Annotated in this window: 15 protein-coding genes; 11 read left to right on the forward strand and 4 right to left on the reverse strand. The window is 61.0% G+C overall.

The features are described from left to right. Both OZY47_RS03790 and OZY47_RS03795 read right to left on the reverse strand, forming a co-directional pair. Positions 1 to 1,356: a nucleobase:cation symporter-2 family protein gene (locus OZY47_RS03790; RefSeq protein WP_277179135.1), complete on the reverse strand. Its 1,356-nt coding sequence runs from the start codon at positions 1,354 to 1,356 to the stop codon at positions 1 to 3. A gap of 486 nt (positions 1,357 to 1,842) precedes the next feature. Then, positions 1,843 to 2,421: a xanthine phosphoribosyltransferase gene (locus OZY47_RS03795; RefSeq protein WP_277178891.1), complete on the reverse strand. Its 579-nt coding sequence runs from the start codon at positions 2,419 to 2,421 to the stop codon at positions 1,843 to 1,845. A 231-nt stretch (positions 2,422 to 2,652) separates the two neighbouring features. Here OZY47_RS03795 and OZY47_RS03800 point away from each other — a divergent pair, with 231 nt between their 5' ends. The 5 genes from OZY47_RS03800 to rpsD all read left to right on the forward strand — a co-directional run bounded on the left by OZY47_RS03800 (position 2,653) and on the right by rpsD (position 8,854). Further along, positions 2,653 to 2,787 carry a hypothetical protein gene (locus tag OZY47_RS03800; protein ID WP_277178893.1) on the forward strand — a complete coding sequence of 45 codons (135 nt, stop codon included), beginning with the start codon at positions 2,653 to 2,655 and terminating at the stop codon, positions 2,785 to 2,787. Further along, complete coding sequence (locus tag OZY47_RS03805) at positions 2,759 to 4,063, forward strand: ATP-binding protein (protein WP_277178896.1); 1,305 nt, start codon at positions 2,759 to 2,761, stop codon at positions 4,061 to 4,063. The genes OZY47_RS03800 and OZY47_RS03805 overlap by 29 nt, the downstream gene beginning before the upstream one ends. Positions 4,064 to 4,231: 168 nt before the next feature. After that, positions 4,232 to 6,970: a UvrD-helicase domain-containing protein gene (locus OZY47_RS03810; RefSeq protein ID WP_277178898.1), complete on the forward strand. Its 2,739-nt coding sequence runs from the start codon at positions 4,232 to 4,234 to the stop codon at positions 6,968 to 6,970. A gap of 204 nt (positions 6,971 to 7,174) precedes the next feature. After that, positions 7,175 to 7,939: a hypothetical protein gene (locus OZY47_RS03815; protein WP_277178900.1), complete on the forward strand. Its 765-nt coding sequence runs from the start codon at positions 7,175 to 7,177 to the stop codon at positions 7,937 to 7,939. 288 nt (positions 7,940 to 8,227) lie between these two features. Continuing rightward, positions 8,228 to 8,854: a 30S ribosomal protein S4 gene (rpsD, locus tag OZY47_RS03820; RefSeq protein ID WP_277178902.1), complete on the forward strand. Its 627-nt coding sequence runs from the start codon at positions 8,228 to 8,230 to the stop codon at positions 8,852 to 8,854. A gap of 180 nt (positions 8,855 to 9,034) precedes the next feature. Here rpsD and OZY47_RS03825 read toward each other — a convergent pair whose 3' ends face one another. Beyond that, the gene (locus OZY47_RS03825) at positions 9,035 to 9,424 is read right to left on the reverse strand and encodes a phage holin family protein (protein ID WP_277178904.1); all 390 of its coding nucleotides are present in this window, start codon (positions 9,422 to 9,424) and stop codon (positions 9,035 to 9,037) included. 76 nt (positions 9,425 to 9,500) lie between these two features. On the opposite strand from OZY47_RS03825, the gene OZY47_RS03830 reads away from it, so the two are divergent. From OZY47_RS03830 to mltG, 6 genes are all read left to right on the forward strand, one after another. After that, on the forward strand, positions 9,501 to 10,175 hold the full coding sequence (locus tag OZY47_RS03830; protein ID WP_277178906.1) for a histidine phosphatase family protein: 675 nt from the start codon (positions 9,501 to 9,503) through the stop codon (positions 10,173 to 10,175). An 88-nt stretch (positions 10,176 to 10,263) separates the two neighbouring features. Beyond that, positions 10,264 to 10,731, forward strand: a complete 468-nt coding sequence (locus tag OZY47_RS03835; RefSeq protein ID WP_277178908.1) for a DUF948 domain-containing protein — start codon at positions 10,264 to 10,266, stop codon at positions 10,729 to 10,731. Positions 10,732 to 10,734: 3 nt separating this feature from the next. Beyond that, a complete protein-coding gene (locus tag OZY47_RS03840) occupies positions 10,735 to 10,974 on the forward strand; it encodes a hypothetical protein (protein ID WP_277178910.1) in 240 nt (79 codons plus the stop codon). A 182-nt stretch (positions 10,975 to 11,156) separates the two neighbouring features. Continuing rightward, entirely contained in the window at positions 11,157 to 13,850 is a 2,694-nt protein-coding gene (gene alaS / locus OZY47_RS03845; RefSeq protein ID WP_277178912.1) for an alanine--tRNA ligase, read from the forward strand. Between the two features lie 6 nt (positions 13,851 to 13,856). Then, on the forward strand, positions 13,857 to 14,324 hold the full coding sequence (gene ruvX / locus OZY47_RS03850) for a Holliday junction resolvase RuvX (RefSeq protein ID WP_277178914.1): 468 nt from the start codon (positions 13,857 to 13,859) through the stop codon (positions 14,322 to 14,324). After that, positions 14,324 to 15,499, forward strand: a complete 1,176-nt coding sequence (mltG, locus tag OZY47_RS03855) for an endolytic transglycosylase MltG (RefSeq protein ID WP_277178916.1) — start codon at positions 14,324 to 14,326, stop codon at positions 15,497 to 15,499. The genes ruvX and mltG overlap by 1 nt, the downstream gene beginning before the upstream one ends. Before the next feature lie 70 nt (positions 15,500 to 15,569). Here the strand turns inward: mltG and OZY47_RS03860 are convergent, their stop codons facing one another. Further along, the gene (locus OZY47_RS03860; protein ID WP_277178918.1) at positions 15,570 to 16,130 is read right to left on the reverse strand and encodes a hypothetical protein; all 561 of its coding nucleotides are present in this window, start codon (positions 16,128 to 16,130) and stop codon (positions 15,570 to 15,572) included. Positions 16,131 to 16,184: the final 54 nt, after the last annotated feature.

Below are 16,184 nucleotides of genomic sequence, written 5' to 3' on the forward strand. Positions count from 1 at the left end.
TCAGTCTTTCGTTTCCTTGGTGTCTTCCTTCCCTGTGTTGGCGCTCGTGCTCACCAGGAAATGCTCCTCGCTGGGGAGCGTGGCGTTCAGAATCACGGCGACCACGAACGAGACGGCGATGCAGTTGGTGGCAAAAATCGACTGGAAGAGTTGCGGGAACTGGGCGAAGATGCCGCCGACCTGCGTGAAGCCGATGCCGATGGTAAGCGAGAGCGCCGCGATGGTGGTGTTGCGCTGGGTGAAGCCGGCTTCGGCGATCATCTGGAAGCCTGAGAGGATGATGTTGCCGAACATCATGATGGTACAGCCGCCGAGCACTGCCTGGGGCATCGAGTTGAACACTTGGGCCACGCCCGGCACGAAGCTGGCGACGATGAGCAGCAGGCCGCCGGAGAGGATGACTTTGCGGTTGACCACTTTGGTGACCGCCACCAGGCCGATGTTCTGGGCGAACGAGGTCAGCGGAAGACAGCCGAAGAGGCCGGAGACGGTCGAGATGAGGCCGTCGCCCGCGATCGCGCCCGACGTCTCGCGGTCGGTGGGGAGCCTGTTGAGCCCCACATTCGACAACGCGGCCGTGTCGCCCAGAACCTCGACCGATGAGACGACGTAGAGCAACGCGAACGAGACGATGGAGCCGGCGTCGAACGTCGGTGTGAACGGCATGAAATGGGGGAGACTCACGGCCTGCAGGTGCTGGAAGCCGGAGAAATCGACCTTGCCCATGAAAATCGCGATCACATAGCCGACCACGAGGCCGAACAACACCGAAAGCTGCTTGGCGGTGCCCTTCATGAGCAGTTGGAACGCGAGGCAGGCGACCAGCGAGATCAGCCCGAGCGTGAGGTTCTGCCAGCTGCCGAAGTCCTTGGCGCCTTGGCCGCCGCCGAACGAGGCCGCGCCGGTGGAGAGTAGTGAGAAGCCGATGGAGGTCACCACGATGGCGGAGACGATGGGAGGTACGAAACGTTTCCAGAACGTGGCGGTCAGGCCGAGCGCCAGCTCGATGAGGCCGCCGACGATGACCGCGCCGACGAGCGCGCCGTAGCCCTGTTTGCCGACGATGGCCTCGGCCGCGGCGACGTAGGTGAAGGAGATGCCGGTGACCATGGGCAGTTTGCTACCAACGCGCCACAGCGGGTAGAGCTGCAGGCAGGTGCCCAAGCCCGCGACGAGCAGGCCGTTCTGGATGATGAGGGCCGATTGCGCCGGGGTCAGCTTGGCGGCCGAGGTTACCAGGAAGATGGGGGCGAGGTTGGCGACGAACATGGCGAGCACATGTTGCAGGCCGAAGGGGAGACCGCGCCAGAAGGAGATCTTGCCGTCCAAGCTGCGCAGCGCCTCCTGCGTCGACATTGTGGCGGCGCTGGTTGTCTCGGCATCGCGTTCGCTTTGGGATTTGCGGACGAAGGGGGTATGCGGGAACTTGTGATGATTCGTTGAACCATGCGAATCATGCGAAACGGATGATGCTGCGGAAGACGTTGTATCGTCTTTTTTCATGCCGTCGGTGAGGGAGGTGGATTGCGAATCCTGGATATGGGTAGCTTCGCTTGATGAATCCTGATCAGTGCTCAAAGGGTCTCTTTTCATGATGAAATTGAGATAGTGCTGACGGAATCTTATTCTACGCTTGATGGTAGCTGGGAGAAGCCACGGTGTTTCTGGGACGGATAGTTTTTCGCGGAAGTTGCCGAAGATGATGTCATCCATGGATATTCATCGTTTTAAGATGAATGAAAGCTAAGCTGTCAAGTTAATAAAGATGATATGAAAAACCGTGGCGGTTCCTGTTTCATACGGAACCCGCCACGGCCAAATAACCGTTGAAAGCGAAGGAGATCAGGCGAACTCGATGGTGCCCTTCTCGCCGTCCATGGACTTGACGATGGCCAGCGAGGCCACGTTGTACCCTGCGTCGCGCAGCTCCTTGCCGCCGCGCTGGAAGCCCTTCTCGATGGCGATGCCGATGCCCTCGATCACCACGCCGGCCTCGTTGCAGATGTCGATGAGGCCGTGCATGGCCTTGCCGTTGGCGAGGAAGTCGTCGATGAGCAGCACGTGCTCGCCCTTGGTGAGGAAGCGCTTGGAGACGATGACCGGGAACTCCTTGCGCTTGGTGTAGGAGTAGACATGGGCGGTGTATTGGTCGCCGTCGAGGTTGATGGACTGGGTTTTCTTGGCGAAGACGACCGGCACGTTGTTGAAATGGCGGGCCACGCAGCAGGCGATGCCGATGCCGCTGGCCTCGATGGTGAGGATCTTGTCGATGCGCTTGCCGGCGAAGATGCGGGCCCATTCGGCGCCCATGTGGTCGAAGAGCGTCACGTCGCACTGGTGGTTGAGGAAGGCGTCCACCTTGAGGACATCTCCAGGCTTCACCGCTCCGTCACGCCGAATCCTGTCTTCCAATTCCTTCATGATGTCCTTGTGCTCCTTAAACGGTGTTTTCGCGGGCCCGGGCCACGCGCATATATGGTGTATGAGCTTAACCGTTGCCGGTGACGAGCCACCAGACAAATCCCAGTTAGTCGTGGCATTCGTGTGGGTTCCAAGCATCTCGCCAATACGTTCTACTTGCGTCAGCGATTGATTTCCGGTTTCGCTGTGGTCATTTTCTGATAGAAAATGATCCATAATATTCAGTTTGCTATGGTAAAACTGGCAGAAACGGGAAATTTTGCTATGGTAAAACTGGCAGAAACGCAAAATTTTGCTATGGTAAAACTGGCAGGGGGTTGTGATGTACCGTTCTATTATGCGGAATCTGAAGGCATGGAAGAATGATTCGCACCATTCGCCTTTGGTGTTGTGCGGCGCGCGCCAAGTCGGCAAGACCTACATATTGAAAAAGTTCGGCAAAAGCGAATACCAGTCATGCGCGTATGTCAACCTCATGGAGGATACCGCCAAAAACGTATTCAGCGCCGGCTACGACGCCAAGCGTGTCATGGAAAACATAGGCATCCTCACCCAACAGTCCATCGTGCCGGGCAAGACATTGGTGATTATCGATGAGATTCAGGAAGTGCCTTCCGCGATGACCTTGATGAAAGCCTTCAGGGAGGAAATGCCCGAGCAGGATATCGTTGCCGCCGGCTCGTATTTGGGAATCACGCTTCATGCCGGTGTCTCTTTTCCGGTGGGCAAGGTCGAGATGCTTGACATGTATCCCATGACCTTCATGGAGTTCCTGCATGCATGCGGCGAGCAGCTGCTTGCCGAGGCGGTCGAGCGTTTGGACTTTGAAAAGATCATGCCGTTTTCCAAACGCCTTGAGCGGTATCTGCGCCAATACTACTTTGTCGGAGGAATGCCAGAGGCTGTCGAACGGTTCATATCCGGAGACGGGCATGAGGATTATGAAGCCGCCCGCAAGATCCAAATGCGTCTGCTTGACGCCTACAATGCCGATTTTTCCAAGCATGTGTCCGATCCCACCGAGGCGGAGCGTATACGTCTCGCCTTTGATTCCATCCCAGCGCATCTCGGACGTGAAAACCACAAGTTCGTGTTCGGCCACATAGCGCCGGGCGCGAGGGCGCGTCAGTTCGAGACATCCATTCAGTGGATCATCGATTCGGGCCTGGCCAATCGTGTCTATCGTGTGGATAAATTGGTGAAGCCTCTTAAGTTCTATCGAGATTTGTCCGCTTTCAAACTCTACCTTCATGATGTTGGATTGCTTGGGGCGACGATGCACATCAAGGCGCGTGACCTGCTGCTGTCCAACACCGCGTTGGAGGAATACAAAGGAGCGATGACCGAGCAGTATGTCTGCCAGCAACTCGTGGCGAATGGCGTTTCCCCCTATTACTGGACGGCTGGAGACAGCAGACCTGGGGAGGTGGACTTCATCATCGAGCACGAGGGTGTCGTGGCACCTCTTGAGGCGAAAGCCGAGGAGAATCTGAGGGCGAAAAGCCTCAAATCGCTATGCAGCCGAACGGGATTGCACGGTTATCGAACCTCCATGTCAGGCTACCGGGAGCAGGATTGGATGACAAATATTCCGCTTTGGGCCGTAGGACCATATTTTGCCGAGAGTACTGCGCAATTCTAGGTTCTCGATATATTTCCATTTTGTTTGAGCGGTGTTTTCACACTTGAATTCGGTCTTTCACCAAGACCAGCTGGTGTGATAGAAATGGAGACCTATGCGGCGGGCGGGCCGGCGGTTGGCGGGCGCTCGCGGAACGTACGAAAACAGGGGAAAACGAAGGGAATGGGTGTGGCACAGGATCCGGATTTCATCGCACGCAGCGCCGAGGAATTGGTTGGCGACCTGAACGAGCAGCAGGCGAAGGCGGTGCAATACCGGGGTCCGGCGTTGCTCATCGGCGCGGGCGCGGGTTCCGGCAAGACCCGTGTGCTCACTCGCCGCGTGGCATGGATTCTCTCGCAATTCGGCGCGTGGCCGAGCCAGATTCTCGCCATCACCTTCACCAACAAGGCCGCCGCCGAGATGAGGGAACGTCTTGAGGCGTTGATCGGTCCGGTTGCGCAACGCATGTGGATTTCGACCTTCCACTCCGCCTGCGTGCGTATTTTGCGTCGCGACGGCAAGGCCATCGGCCTGAGCTCCAGCTTCTCGATCTACGACACCGCCGACTGCCAGCGGCTCATCAAACTCATCTGCACCAGCCTCAACATCGACCAGAAGCGCTATACGCCCCGCAGCATCCTCGCCAAGATCTCGGACTATAAGAACAACCTGCAATCCTCCTCCGGCCTGCTCAAACAATACGCGCCCGACTACAAGCCGGGGCAGCGCGGCTATCAGCTCGGCCGCTACGACAATGTGGAGGAGCTCTACGCCGTCGTCTACGCCGAATACCAATACCGGCTCGCGGCCGCCAACGCCGTCGATTTCGACGACCTCATCGTGCGCACCGTCGAGCTCCTGCATGACCATCCCGAGGTCGCGGACTACTACCATCACAAGTTCCGCTACATCCTCGTCGACGAGTACCAGGACACCAACCATGCACAATACATGCTGGTCCGCGAGCTCTCCGGCATCGATGACGACAAGCGGCCGGCGATGGGTTCCGCGGTGGCGGGCGCGGCAGGACGTGAAGGGCCCGCTTGGGTCACCGTCGTTGGCGATTCCGACCAGTCCATCTACGCCTTCCGTGGTGCCGACATCAGCAACATCCAGGACTTCGAGAAGGACTTCCCGGGCGCGCTGACCATCATGCTCGAGCAGAACTACCGTTCTACGCAGACCATCCTCGACGCGGCCAACGCCGTCATCGCCAAAAACTCCGGACGCAAGTCCAAGAAACTCTGGACGGCCCTCGGCAAAGGCGAGCCGATCGTCGGCTATGCGGCCGACAACGCCCAGCAGGAGGGCGGCTGGATCGCCAACGAGATCGCGAACCTACGCAGCGAGAACGGCTACCGCTATTCCGACATCGCCATCATGTACCGCGCCAACGCCCAGTCCCGCGCGCTGGAGGAGGCCCTGATTAATGCGGGCATTCCCTACCAGCTCGTCGGTGGCACGCGATTCTACGAGCGCCGCGAGGTCAAGGACGCCATCGCCTACCTGCAGGCCATCACCAACCCGGCTGACAGCGTCAACATGCGCCGAATCATGAACACCCCGAAGCGTGGCCTGGGCGCGCGCGCCGAATCGATGGTCGCCGAGTACGCCGAGATGCACAGCGTCCCGTTCTGGGAGGGCGTCGAGCATATGGAAGACATCCCCGACCTGCCCACGCGTACACGCACGAAGCTGCGCGAGTTCCGCGAGCTGATGCACGGCCTGGCGCAATTCGCCTCCGAGCACGATTCCAAGCCCTCCGAGATTGTGGCCGAGGTGCTCAACAAGTCGACTTTGCTTGAGGAACTCGAACGTTCCAACGACCCGCAGGACGCCTCGCGCGTGGAGAACCTCTCACAGCTGCAATCCGTCGCCGCCGAATTCGAGCAGAAGACGCCCGACGCCTCGCTCGCGGCGTTCCTCGAGACCACCGCGCTGGTCGCCGATTCCGACCAGCTGCCCGACGAGGGGGAGGATACGGGCAAGGTCACGCTGATGACCCTACACACGGCCAAAGGCCTCGAATACCCCGTCGTCTTCCTCACCGGCATGGAGCAGGGCACGTTCCCGCACTCCCGCTCGTTGGAGGACGAGCAGGAGCTGAGCGAGGAACGTCGCCTGGCCTATGTGGGCATCACCCGCGCCAAGCAGCGGCTTTACGTCACCCGCGCGGCCGTGCGTTCGCAGTGGGGCCAGGCCAACGACATGATGCCCAGCCAGTTCCTCGACGAGATTCCCGACAACCTCATCGAGTGGAAGCGACGCGAGGCCGGCGTCGAACGCATGCGTTCCGGGTGGACCAATGGCGGCGGCGATTTCGACGACGAGTTCGGCGGTTGGGACGATGATGACGGTTTCTCCGGCGGCACGACCTTCGGCGGCTCTAGCTCTTCGTCGGCATACGGCTCACACGGCTCCGGGCGTTCTGGTCATTCCGGTTATGGTTCCTCATACGGCTCACGTTCCGGTTCATCGTATGGTTCCTGCCATTCCAGCTATGGCTCGGGTTCCTCGTCCCATTACGGTTCTGGCTATGGATCAGGTTCGCATTATGGTTCCTCATCATCCCGTTCTGGCTATGGATCAGGCTACGGTTCCCATTCGTCCGGCGGCTCCTCATACGGCTCGCGCTACGGCTCATCGTCGTATGGCTCCGGCTCCCGCACCCGTGGCGGCAAGGTGACCACGCGCCACACCGCGCCGAAATCATCGCGCTCCGTGCCGGCCTCGGCGCTGAAGAAGGACAACAGGCTCGACATCTCCGACTTCAGCATCGGCGACAAGATTACCCACGACCAGTACGGCCTGGGCACCGTCGTCGACACGCAGGACAAGGGCCGCAACTCGATCATTACGGTCGATTTCGGCTCCGACGGCGTCAAACGCCTGATGCTGCGCGTCGCCCCGATCGAGAAGTTGTGAACATATACAACACGATGAGACTCTTATGAGATATGTTTTAATGGGTATGAGTTGGATAAGGGATAGCGAGGAATGATGGGGATAGTCTTAGAGGTCGTGGCCGGACTGGTTGTCGCGCTGATCGTATATCTGTGCCAAAAACATACGGTCGATAGCTTTGGGGCGCCCGCCGAGGGAAGTGGTTTTGCCGACAATCGCGGTTCGATGTTCGTCGGCAGTCCGCAGGCGAACACCCAAGAGCAAATGAACAGCGATTACCAAGTCGAGATCAACAACTGCCTCACCTCGACCAACGCCCGCGGAACCGGCGGTTGGGCCGGCTATGTTTTCGGCGGAATCTTCGTGGGTTTCTTCTTTGTGTACCTGTCGCTCGCGTATTCCACGGTCTCCACGGTGCTGATCGTCGCGATACTCGTGCAATACGTGCTGTCGTTGGCGCTCATGCTGTTGAACGGTTCCTTCGCGGTGAAAAGAAGCCAGTATCTCACCAGGTGCGCGGAGTTCTTCGCCCTGCTTCTGATCACGTTGTACACCGACGGGCAAATCGAGGCCTCCCGCATCGCGGGCAGTTTCAGCAAGCTGCTGCAAGGCACCGGTGGCCAATGGCACAGGAAATTCATCGACGATTTCATCATCATATGGAACAACAGGCAGCAATGCGTTTTCGCCGATTGGCTCGACATCATCCAGCTGACCGCCGGCGCCATCCTTTGCGTTTGCCTTCTGGTCTACATGCTGCTTGATTCCGTCGGCATGTTCGTGATCTGCGGCAATTATGTGCCCAAGAGCAGCCATGGGTTCGTCGCCAGGAAGACGAAGACCTTCAACGAGATCACCATCCGTGGCGATGTGTGGCTGTTCGTCTGCCTGTTCGTCGCCCTGATTCTGAGCTCCCGTTCGGTGGTCGCGCTTTGCATGGGCATCTTCGGCGGCATCAAGAATTTCATCGATAATTCCTATACGCACTGAACTTCTTGGCCCGCCATCCCATAGGGCATCGTCATTATGGTCGTCGCCTCGATTGGCGGCGGCCATTTTACGTCCGTACCCCGCGAGTAAAATAAAACTTTGTGTCTGCCATAAGGCGGGCATTATCTGGAGTCTTAGCCCATCAGTGGGTCGGCGGCAACCTTAAGCGCAAGCAGAGGATGTCGTTGGCGCTTGGCGCCTAGAAGCACTGGAGAGGCCCGGCTCAGCGCGGTTTCGCATGATTCCGCGTTCCGTTCAGATAACGACAGAATACAAAGGAACAACAGAATGACCAACATTCAGCGTTCTCGCCGTCAGGTGCGCCTTTCGCGCGCCCTCGGCATCGCACTGACCCCCAAGGCTCAGCGCATCTTCGAGAAGCGCCCGTACGCTCCCGGCGAGCACGGCCGCACGCGTCGCCGCACCGAATCCGATTACGCGGTTCGTCTGCGCGAGAAGCAGCGTCTGCGCGCCCAGTACGGCATCTCCGAGAAGCAGCTTCGCGCAGCTTATGAGAAGGGCACCCACACCAAGGGCCAGACCGGCGACGCCATGCTCACCGATCTCGAGACCCGTCTGGACAACCTCGTGCTCCGTGCCGGCTTCGCCCGCACGACCGCCCAGGCTCGTCAGTTCGTGGTGCACCGCCACATCATGGTCGATGGCAACGTGGTGGACCGTCCGTCCTACCGTGTCAAGCCCGGCCAGACCATCCAGGTCAAGCCGAAGAGCCAGACCATGGTTCCCTTCCAGATCGCCGCTGAGGGCGTGCACCGCGATGTGCTGCCCGCCGTCCCCGGCTACATGGACGTCAACCTGCCGTCGCTCAAGGCGACCCTGACCCGCAAGCCGGAGACTTCCGAGATTCCGGTCGAGGTCAACATTCAGTACGTGGTCGAGTACTACGCCCACTAAAGACTGAATCCCATTCCGTTAAGGACATACATACAGCCGGTGCCCCACGAGTTCTGCTCGCGGGGCACCGTGCTATGTGAGGGGTGTTCGGCAGTGAGGCTGGCCCCTCGCTCAGCGTTTATCCGCCATCAAGAATTTCACCTATACGTTCTATACATAGTCGGACGAATAGTTATGCGACTACTTGCCGATGATGGCGTTGACGAGGCTCGAGACGACGGCCATGATGATGGTGCCGAGCGCCGCGGTGAAGAAGCCAGAGACCACCACGCCCACGCCGAACAGCGAGATGGCCAGCCACGACGCCAGCTCCATGCACAGCCAGTTGACGACCAGCAGCATGATGACCGCCACGACGCCCAGCGACATGATCGACCACGGCAGCGCCAAGACCTGCGTGACGAAGTTCATGATGGGCTTGACGAACGCGTTGACCAGCGCCAGGAACAGCGCGAAGACGGCGATGCCAAGGATTGGCGGGTGGCCGATGGGCTGCATGCCGGGCAGGAGGAGGACCATCACCGCCGCGGCGATGGTCAGGACAAGCCAGCGAGTCAGAAATCCGTTCATTGACGCCATTATGCCAGAGCGGGGCGTCCGCGCCGGCCGATACGCCGTCGGTGAGATTTGGTGCGATAATGGGGCCATGATCCTTCATCTTCACTTGGTCCGCCATGGGCAGACCTATTTCAATCGTTACAACCGCCTGCAGGGCTGGTCGAACTCGCCGTTGACCGAAGCCGGCCTCGCCGACGCCGACAAGGCGGGGGAGAAGCTCAAGGGCTTCGATTTCACGGCCGCCTACTGCTCCGACACCACCCGCGCCGAGCAGACCGCCGCGCGCATCCTCGACATCAACGAGCAGGCCGGGCACAGCCGCCCAAAGCTCGTCGCCGACATGCACTTCCGCGAACAGTTCTACGGCTATTTCGAGGGCCAGGACATGGCGATGGCCTGGTGGGCCGCGGGCGCCCCGCATGGAGCCAAGACCTACAACGCCATCGTCGAGCAATACGGCCTCAAGGGCACGCGCGACTTCCTCAAGGAGGCCGACCCCTTCCACGACGCCGAAAGCGACGACGAGTACTGGAGTCGTGTCGAGGCCGGTTTCGCGCTGATCGCCTCGAACCCGGATCTCAAGGACGGCGACGACGTGCTGCAGATCTCGCACGGCAACACCTTGCTGAGCCTCATGCACCGCTTCGCGGGCCCCGGCTACGACCTCTCCGAGCGCCCGGCCAACGGCAGCGTGACCAGCCTCGATTTCGACACGACCAAGCCGATCGGCGAGGCCGTCACCGTCGTCTCCTACAACCAATAGCGAGTCGCCCCAGCGTCGCGGGCGTTGGCTAATCTTGAGCGAGTATTGTCGATACAAGTCGGAGATGCCCACAAGGAAAGAGGCTTACATGAGTATCGGAGACATCGCAGGACTCATCGCCGCGATCGCGTTCGCGGTGCTGGCCGGGTTCCTCATCTATCCTCTCATCCGTCTTGGCAAGTTGTTCGACCAGCTGGCCAGGACCGTCAAGGATTCCGGCGACCATGCGATTCCCGCGCTCGACGAGGGTGTGACGACCGTCCGTCAGGTCAACAAGTCGCTTGAGGACGTCAACCGCATCTCCTCGGCGGCCTCCACCACGGCGACGAACGTCGGGGCCCTGGCCGACCTCTATGGCTCGTTCCTCGGCAAGCCCGTCATCAAGCTGGCCTCCTCGGCCTACGCGTTCAAGGCCACCATGCAGAGCTTCCTCGCCAAGCAGGGCGGCAACGCTCGCAAGGCGAACGGCAAAGGCGGCGCGGCCAACGCCACGAAGTCCGCCTCAAGCGTGCCGAACACGGCCAAGACTGGCGCAACGAAGACGGGCAGGGAGTGATCGATGGTCAAGAGGATCTTTTGGATGTCGCTCGGCTTCGCGGCCGGCGTGGTGGCCGTCTCCAAGGCCGAGGCCTACGTGCGCGCCAACACCCCCGATGTGGCCAGGCAGTTCGTGCTCGGGCCCGACGAGGATCATGTGGCCGTGCGCACCTTGCGCGGGCTGCTCGGCGAGTTCAACGAGACGCGCCGCAGCCGGGAGACCGAGCTCAACAGCAAATACGCCCACCACGTGGGCAAATAGCGTCGGTCGTCCATCGGTTGAGTTCGACAAGGTGTATTGATATCCATTCAATGGTTTCAATACCGTGTCGAGCGTTCGATGAACGTACAGACCGCGACAATAAATAACGGAATAGACAGCAAACTTTTTGAAGAAACTCGCAGCACAGGGCTGCGACCAAGGCCAAGGAGCAATTCAAACCAATGCGCACCTCTGAAATCGCAAAGCGTTTCCAACAGTATTTCGAGAGCCAAGGTCATCTGGTCCTGCCCTCCGCGTCGCTGATCTCGCCGAATCCGACGACACTCTTCACCATCGCGGGCATGGTGCCGTTCATCCCTTACCTGCTGGGCGAGCAGACCCCACCGAGCAGGCGCGTGACCTCCAACCAGAAGTGCGTGCGCACCCTCGACATCGACGAGGTCGGCAAGACCACCCGCCATGGCACCTTCTTCCAGATGCTCGGCAACTTCTCCTTCGGCGACTACTTCAAGGCCGAGGCCATCCACTACGCGTGGGACCTTTTGACCAAGCCGCAGGACCAGGGCGGCCTGGGCTTCGACCCGGAGACCCTGTGGGTCACCACCTACACCGATGACGACGAGGCGCGCAGCCTGTGGAAGAACGAGGGTTTCGACCCTGAGCACATGGAGATCCTCGGCATGGAGGACAACTTCTGGACCACTGGCGGCCCCGGCCCCGGCGGCCCCTGCTCCGAGATCTACGTCGACCGCGGCCCCAAGTACGGCAAGGAAGGCGGCCCCAGCGCCGACGAGAACCGTTACATCGAGATCTGGGACCTCGTCTTCGAGAACTACGAGGTCGACAACGTCAAGTCCAAGACCGACCTGCACATCGTCGGCGAGCTTGAGAACAAGAACATCGACACCGGCGCGGGCCTCGAGCGCCTGGCCTACCTGATGCAGGGCAAGCAGAACATCTACGAGACCGACGAGGTCTACCCTGTCATCGAGGCCGCCGAGAAGCTTTCCGGCCACAAGTATGGCGACAACGAGGGCGACGACGTGCGCTTCCGCGTGGTGGCCGACCATGTGCGCAGCGCCCTGATGATCATGAGCGACGGCGTGCGCCCCAGCAACGTCGGCCGTGGCTATGTGCTGCGCCGCCTGCTGCGCCGCACTGTGCGTTCCATGCGCATGCTCGGGGTCAACGATTCCGTGCTTCCGACGCTCTTCCCAGTCTCCAAGGACGCGATGGCGCCCAGCTACCCGGAGCTGAACGAGACCTTCCACGACGTCTCCGAGGCCGCCTACGGCGAGGAGGACGCCTTCCGCCGCACGCTCGAGAACGGCACCACCATCCTCGACACCGCCGTGAAGAAGGCCAAGGAGTTCTCCAAGGACAACGGCGGCAAGGCCGTCGTCTCCGGTAAGGACGCGTTCGCGTTGCACGACACCTACGGCTTCCCGATCGAGCTGACCCGCGAGATGGCCGGCGAGCAGGGCGTCAAGGTGGACGACGAGGGCTTCGAGGAGCTCATGGCCGAGCAGAAGTCGCGCGCCCGCGCCGATGCGTTGAAGAAGCGCCACAACGTCGATGTGAGAGTCTACGACGACTTCAAGAAGACGCTCGCCGAGCCCGTCGAGTTCGTCGGATACAAGGACTATTCCAGCCGCTCCAAGGTGCTGGGCATCTTCCAGGAGGGCAAGGGCAGCGTCACCTCCGTCGAGGGGCCGGCCAATATCGAGATCGTGCTCGACCGCACGCCGTTCTACGCGGAGCAGGGCGGCCAGCTGGCCGACGAGGGCGAGATCATCTCCGACGACGGCGCCGTGCTCGAGGTCGACGATGTGCAGAAGCCCATCAAGAACCTCACGGTGCACAGCTGCCGCCTGACCGAGGGCACGCTCAAGGTCGGCGACGACGTCAACGCCAGCATCGACGTGGAGCGCCGCCACGCGCTCGGCCGCTCGCACACCGCCACCCACATGCTGCACAAGGCGCTGCGCGAGGTGCTCGGCGACCAGGCCACCCAGCGTGGCTCGCTTGTGGCCCCCGACTACCTGCACTTCGATTTCCAGTGGCCCACCGCCCCCACCAAGGAGGAGATGGACAAGGTCGAGGAGCGCGTCGTCGAGCGCGCCTGCGACGACCTGCCCGTCACCATGGAGGAGATGGACTACAACGACGCCCTGAAGCTCGGCGCCATGCATCTCTTCGGCGAGAAGTATGGCGACCGCGTGCGCGTGGTGACCATCGGCGAGGACGCGTGGAGCCGCGAGCTCTGCGGCGGCACCCATCTGAACGCCACCGGCAAGATCGGCGAGTTCGTCATCACCTCCGAGTCGTCCATCGGCTCGGGCGTGCGCCGCATAGAGGCGTTCATGGGCAAGAAGGCCTACGAGTTCAACCACAGGCAGCACGCCGAGGTCTCCCGTCTGGCTGACAAGCTCAAGGTGCGCCCGGAAGAGCTCGATGAGCGCATCGACACGCTCGAGGAGAAGGTCCGCGAGGCCGACCGCCGTCTGGCGGCCGTCTATGAGTCCCAGCTCGCCGCGGCCGTTCCCGCCTTGGTCAGCGAGGCGCAGGCCAGTGACGACGCGGTGGCCCTCGCGGTCTCCAACATTGGTCATTTCGGCTCGTTCGACGCGCTGCGCAAGACCGCCATGGACGTTCGTGCCAAGCTTGGTGACGACAAGTCGGCCGTCGTGGCGCTCTCCGGCGTCAACGAGGACGGCAAGCCGATGGTCGCCGTGGCCACCAACGAGGCGGCCCGCAAGGCCGGCGTCAAGGCCGGCGATTTGGTGCGCGTGGCCTCCAAGGTGCTCGGTGGCGGTGGCGGCGGCAAGCCGGACTTCGCCCAGGGCGGCGGCAGCGACGCGACCAAGATCGACGAGGCCCTTGCCGCTTTGCGCAAGGCAGCGTTGCAGGGCTGAAAACATATGACATGGCTGGGTGTTGATTTGGGGGATGCCAGGGTCGGTCTCGCGATGAGCGACCCCGAGCTCTCCTTGGCGCACCCCGAAGGCAATATCGAGGCTATGGGCGACTCGTTCAGGGCGCTCGACCCCGTGGTGGACTTCATCGCCGACCACGACATCGAGCGCGTGGTGGTCGGCCTGCCGTTGCTGCTCAGCGGCGAGGCGGGCAAAAGCGCCAAGAAGGCCCGGCGCTGGGCGGCCAATCTGGAGAAGAGGCTCGCCAACGCCCACGACGACCCGGAATACGGGCTCGACCAGATTCCCGAGGTGGTCCTTGTCGACGAGCGCCTCACCACCGTCAGCGCGCACCACCAGCTGAGCCAGGCCAAGGTGGGCAGCCGCAGCCACCGGCCCGTCGTCGACCAGCAGTCGGCCGTGCTGATCCTGCAATCCGCGTTGGACCGCGATCAACGACAGAGAGAAGAGTGATGGCAAAGGACTTCAACGAGCTGTTTGACACCAACGCCGAATGGGTCGACCCCGAAGGCGAGAAGGTTCCCGAGGAGCCTGAGACGCCTCCCCAGTCGCGCCGTGAAATGCGCCAGCGTCGCGAACAGCGCAACCACAAGCGCACCGTCATCGCGGCGATCGTCGTCATCGCGTTGGTGGTCGTGGGAGTCTGCGGGTTCTTCGGCGTGCGCACCATCCGCCACATCCGGGCGGCCAACAACGCGCAGACCCAGATGCCGGATTATCAGGGCCCTGGTTATGGTGAGGTGCAGTTCACCATCAAAACCGGTGAGAGCACGCAGGCCATCGCCAAGGATCTCGTCAAGGCTGGCGTGGTCAAGTCCGCGACGACGTTCAGCAGCACCGTGGCCGCCAACGACAGCACGCTTTACCCTGGCACCTTCACGCTGAAGAAGCACATGACCTCGGCCAAGGTCGTCTCCATCCTCTCCGACCAGAGCAAGGCCACAGGATTCCTGGAGGTCAAGGCCGGTGAGCGCAGCTCCGACGTGATCGCCGCCGCGGCCCAGCTTTCGGGCATCGACAAGGCCCAGTTCGACGCCATCGTCGACGGCGGTGGGGCTGGCATCCTGCCCGCCGAGGCCGGAGGCAAGTTCGAAGGCTGGTTCGAGCCCGGCTCCTATCAGGTCAAGGGCAAGGGCTCGGCGCAGGACATCCTCAAACAGATGGTCGACAAACGCATCGCCAAGCTCGACGCGTTGAAGGTCCCGATCGGAGCGGAGCGCGAACGGATTCTCAACATAGCTTCCATCGCCGAATCTGAGGTCAACCAGCCGCAGTACTACGGCAAGGTCGTGCGCGTCATCCTCAACAGACTCGACCAGGGCATGGTTCTGGGCATGGATTCCACCGTGGCCTACGGCGCCGATGTGAAGCCCAGCGACCTGACCGAGGCGATGCTGCAGGATGCTTCCGATCCTTATAACACACGCGTCAACCAAGGCCTGCCGCCAACGCCCATCAGTTCTCCGGGCACTGAGGCGATCAAGGCCGCGATGTCGCCGACGCCGGGGGACTGGCTCTACTTCGTGACCACGAACCTGCAGACCGGCGAGACTAAATTCACCAACAACCAGGGCGATTTCGAGCAGCTGCGCCAGGAATACAAGAACAACAACAAGGACGCCAACTGAGCGGTTTGCCCCGTTGGATTTCAGGTTGTCGCCAGTGTCTTGAATGACTGCCGCTATTTGATGATTGCCGTCAAATAGCGGCAGTCATCATAGTGATGACAATGGCGATGATCGCGGACAATACAATGACCGGTACGAATGGTGCCTTGTTTTGTGTGAACTTTGACGTTGTTGCCGCGGCTTTCGATGTGTATTTGGTCGCGTCATTAAGCGATTCCGACGATTTCGTCGACAGTCGCCGGTGTGCACGCCAAGTGATGTATATCGACCACAAGCCGATCCAGATGAGACCAAGTACACCCATGGCCAGCCACCAAAGGACAAACGCGCCGAATCCGAACATGCCGATGCTTTGACCGACCATCCATGTGCACGTCACGTCACCCATGCCAAGCGAGCCGCGCGCGAGTCTGGCTAACAGCAGTTGCAGCAAGCCGGCGGCCACGCCATAAAGCACAGGCGCGAAGACCAGCCACGGGTCGCGCGAGATGAAGGCGTCCACAGCCAGCAAGACCAACTGCGCCGCCAGCGCGGCGAATACCCACGCTCTGGGCACGCGGCGGCGCCGCACGTCCGAGACGCACAACGCCAGTCCACAGACCAGACCGGGAACGATGTCAATGTAGGCCATATCGGTAAGATAGTCGGTAAACCCATTTTTGGACGACTCCGTGCGAAATCTTTT

It is taken from the genome of Bifidobacterium sp. ESL0790, assembly GCF_029395435.1.
GTDB lineage: Bacteria > Actinomycetota > Actinomycetes > Actinomycetales > Bifidobacteriaceae > Bifidobacterium.

Coding starts and splice junctions, on each gene's coding strand:
- OZY47_RS03790 (WP_277179135.1), bottom strand. CDS start 1,356: ATGTCGACGCAGGAGGCGCTGCGCAGCTTGGACGGCAAGATCTCCTTC.
- OZY47_RS03795 (WP_277178891.1), bottom strand. CDS start 2,421: ATGAAGGAATTGGAAGACAGGATTCGGCGTGACGGAGCGGTGAAGCCT.
- OZY47_RS03800 (WP_277178893.1), top strand. CDS start 2,653: ATGGTAAAACTGGCAGAAACGGGAAATTTTGCTATGGTAAAACTGGCA.
- OZY47_RS03805 (WP_277178896.1), top strand. CDS start 2,759: ATGCGGAATCTGAAGGCATGGAAGAATGATTCGCACCATTCGCCTTTG.
- OZY47_RS03815 (WP_277178900.1), top strand. CDS start 7,175: ATGTTCGTCGGCAGTCCGCAGGCGAACACCCAAGAGCAAATGAACAGC.
- rpsD (WP_277178902.1), top strand. CDS start 8,228: ATGACCAACATTCAGCGTTCTCGCCGTCAGGTGCGCCTTTCGCGCGCC.
- OZY47_RS03825 (WP_277178904.1), bottom strand. CDS start 9,424: ATGAACGGATTTCTGACTCGCTGGCTTGTCCTGACCATCGCCGCGGCG.
- OZY47_RS03830 (WP_277178906.1), top strand. CDS start 9,501: ATGATCCTTCATCTTCACTTGGTCCGCCATGGGCAGACCTATTTCAAT.
- OZY47_RS03835 (WP_277178908.1), top strand. CDS start 10,264: ATGAGTATCGGAGACATCGCAGGACTCATCGCCGCGATCGCGTTCGCG.
- OZY47_RS03840 (WP_277178910.1), top strand. CDS start 10,735: ATGGTCAAGAGGATCTTTTGGATGTCGCTCGGCTTCGCGGCCGGCGTG.
- alaS (WP_277178912.1), top strand. CDS start 11,157: ATGCGCACCTCTGAAATCGCAAAGCGTTTCCAACAGTATTTCGAGAGC.
- ruvX (WP_277178914.1), top strand. CDS start 13,857: ATGACATGGCTGGGTGTTGATTTGGGGGATGCCAGGGTCGGTCTCGCG.
- mltG (WP_277178916.1), top strand. CDS start 14,324: ATGGCAAAGGACTTCAACGAGCTGTTTGACACCAACGCCGAATGGGTC.
- OZY47_RS03860 (WP_277178918.1), bottom strand. CDS start 16,130: ATGGCCTACATTGACATCGTTCCCGGTCTGGTCTGTGGACTGGCGTTG.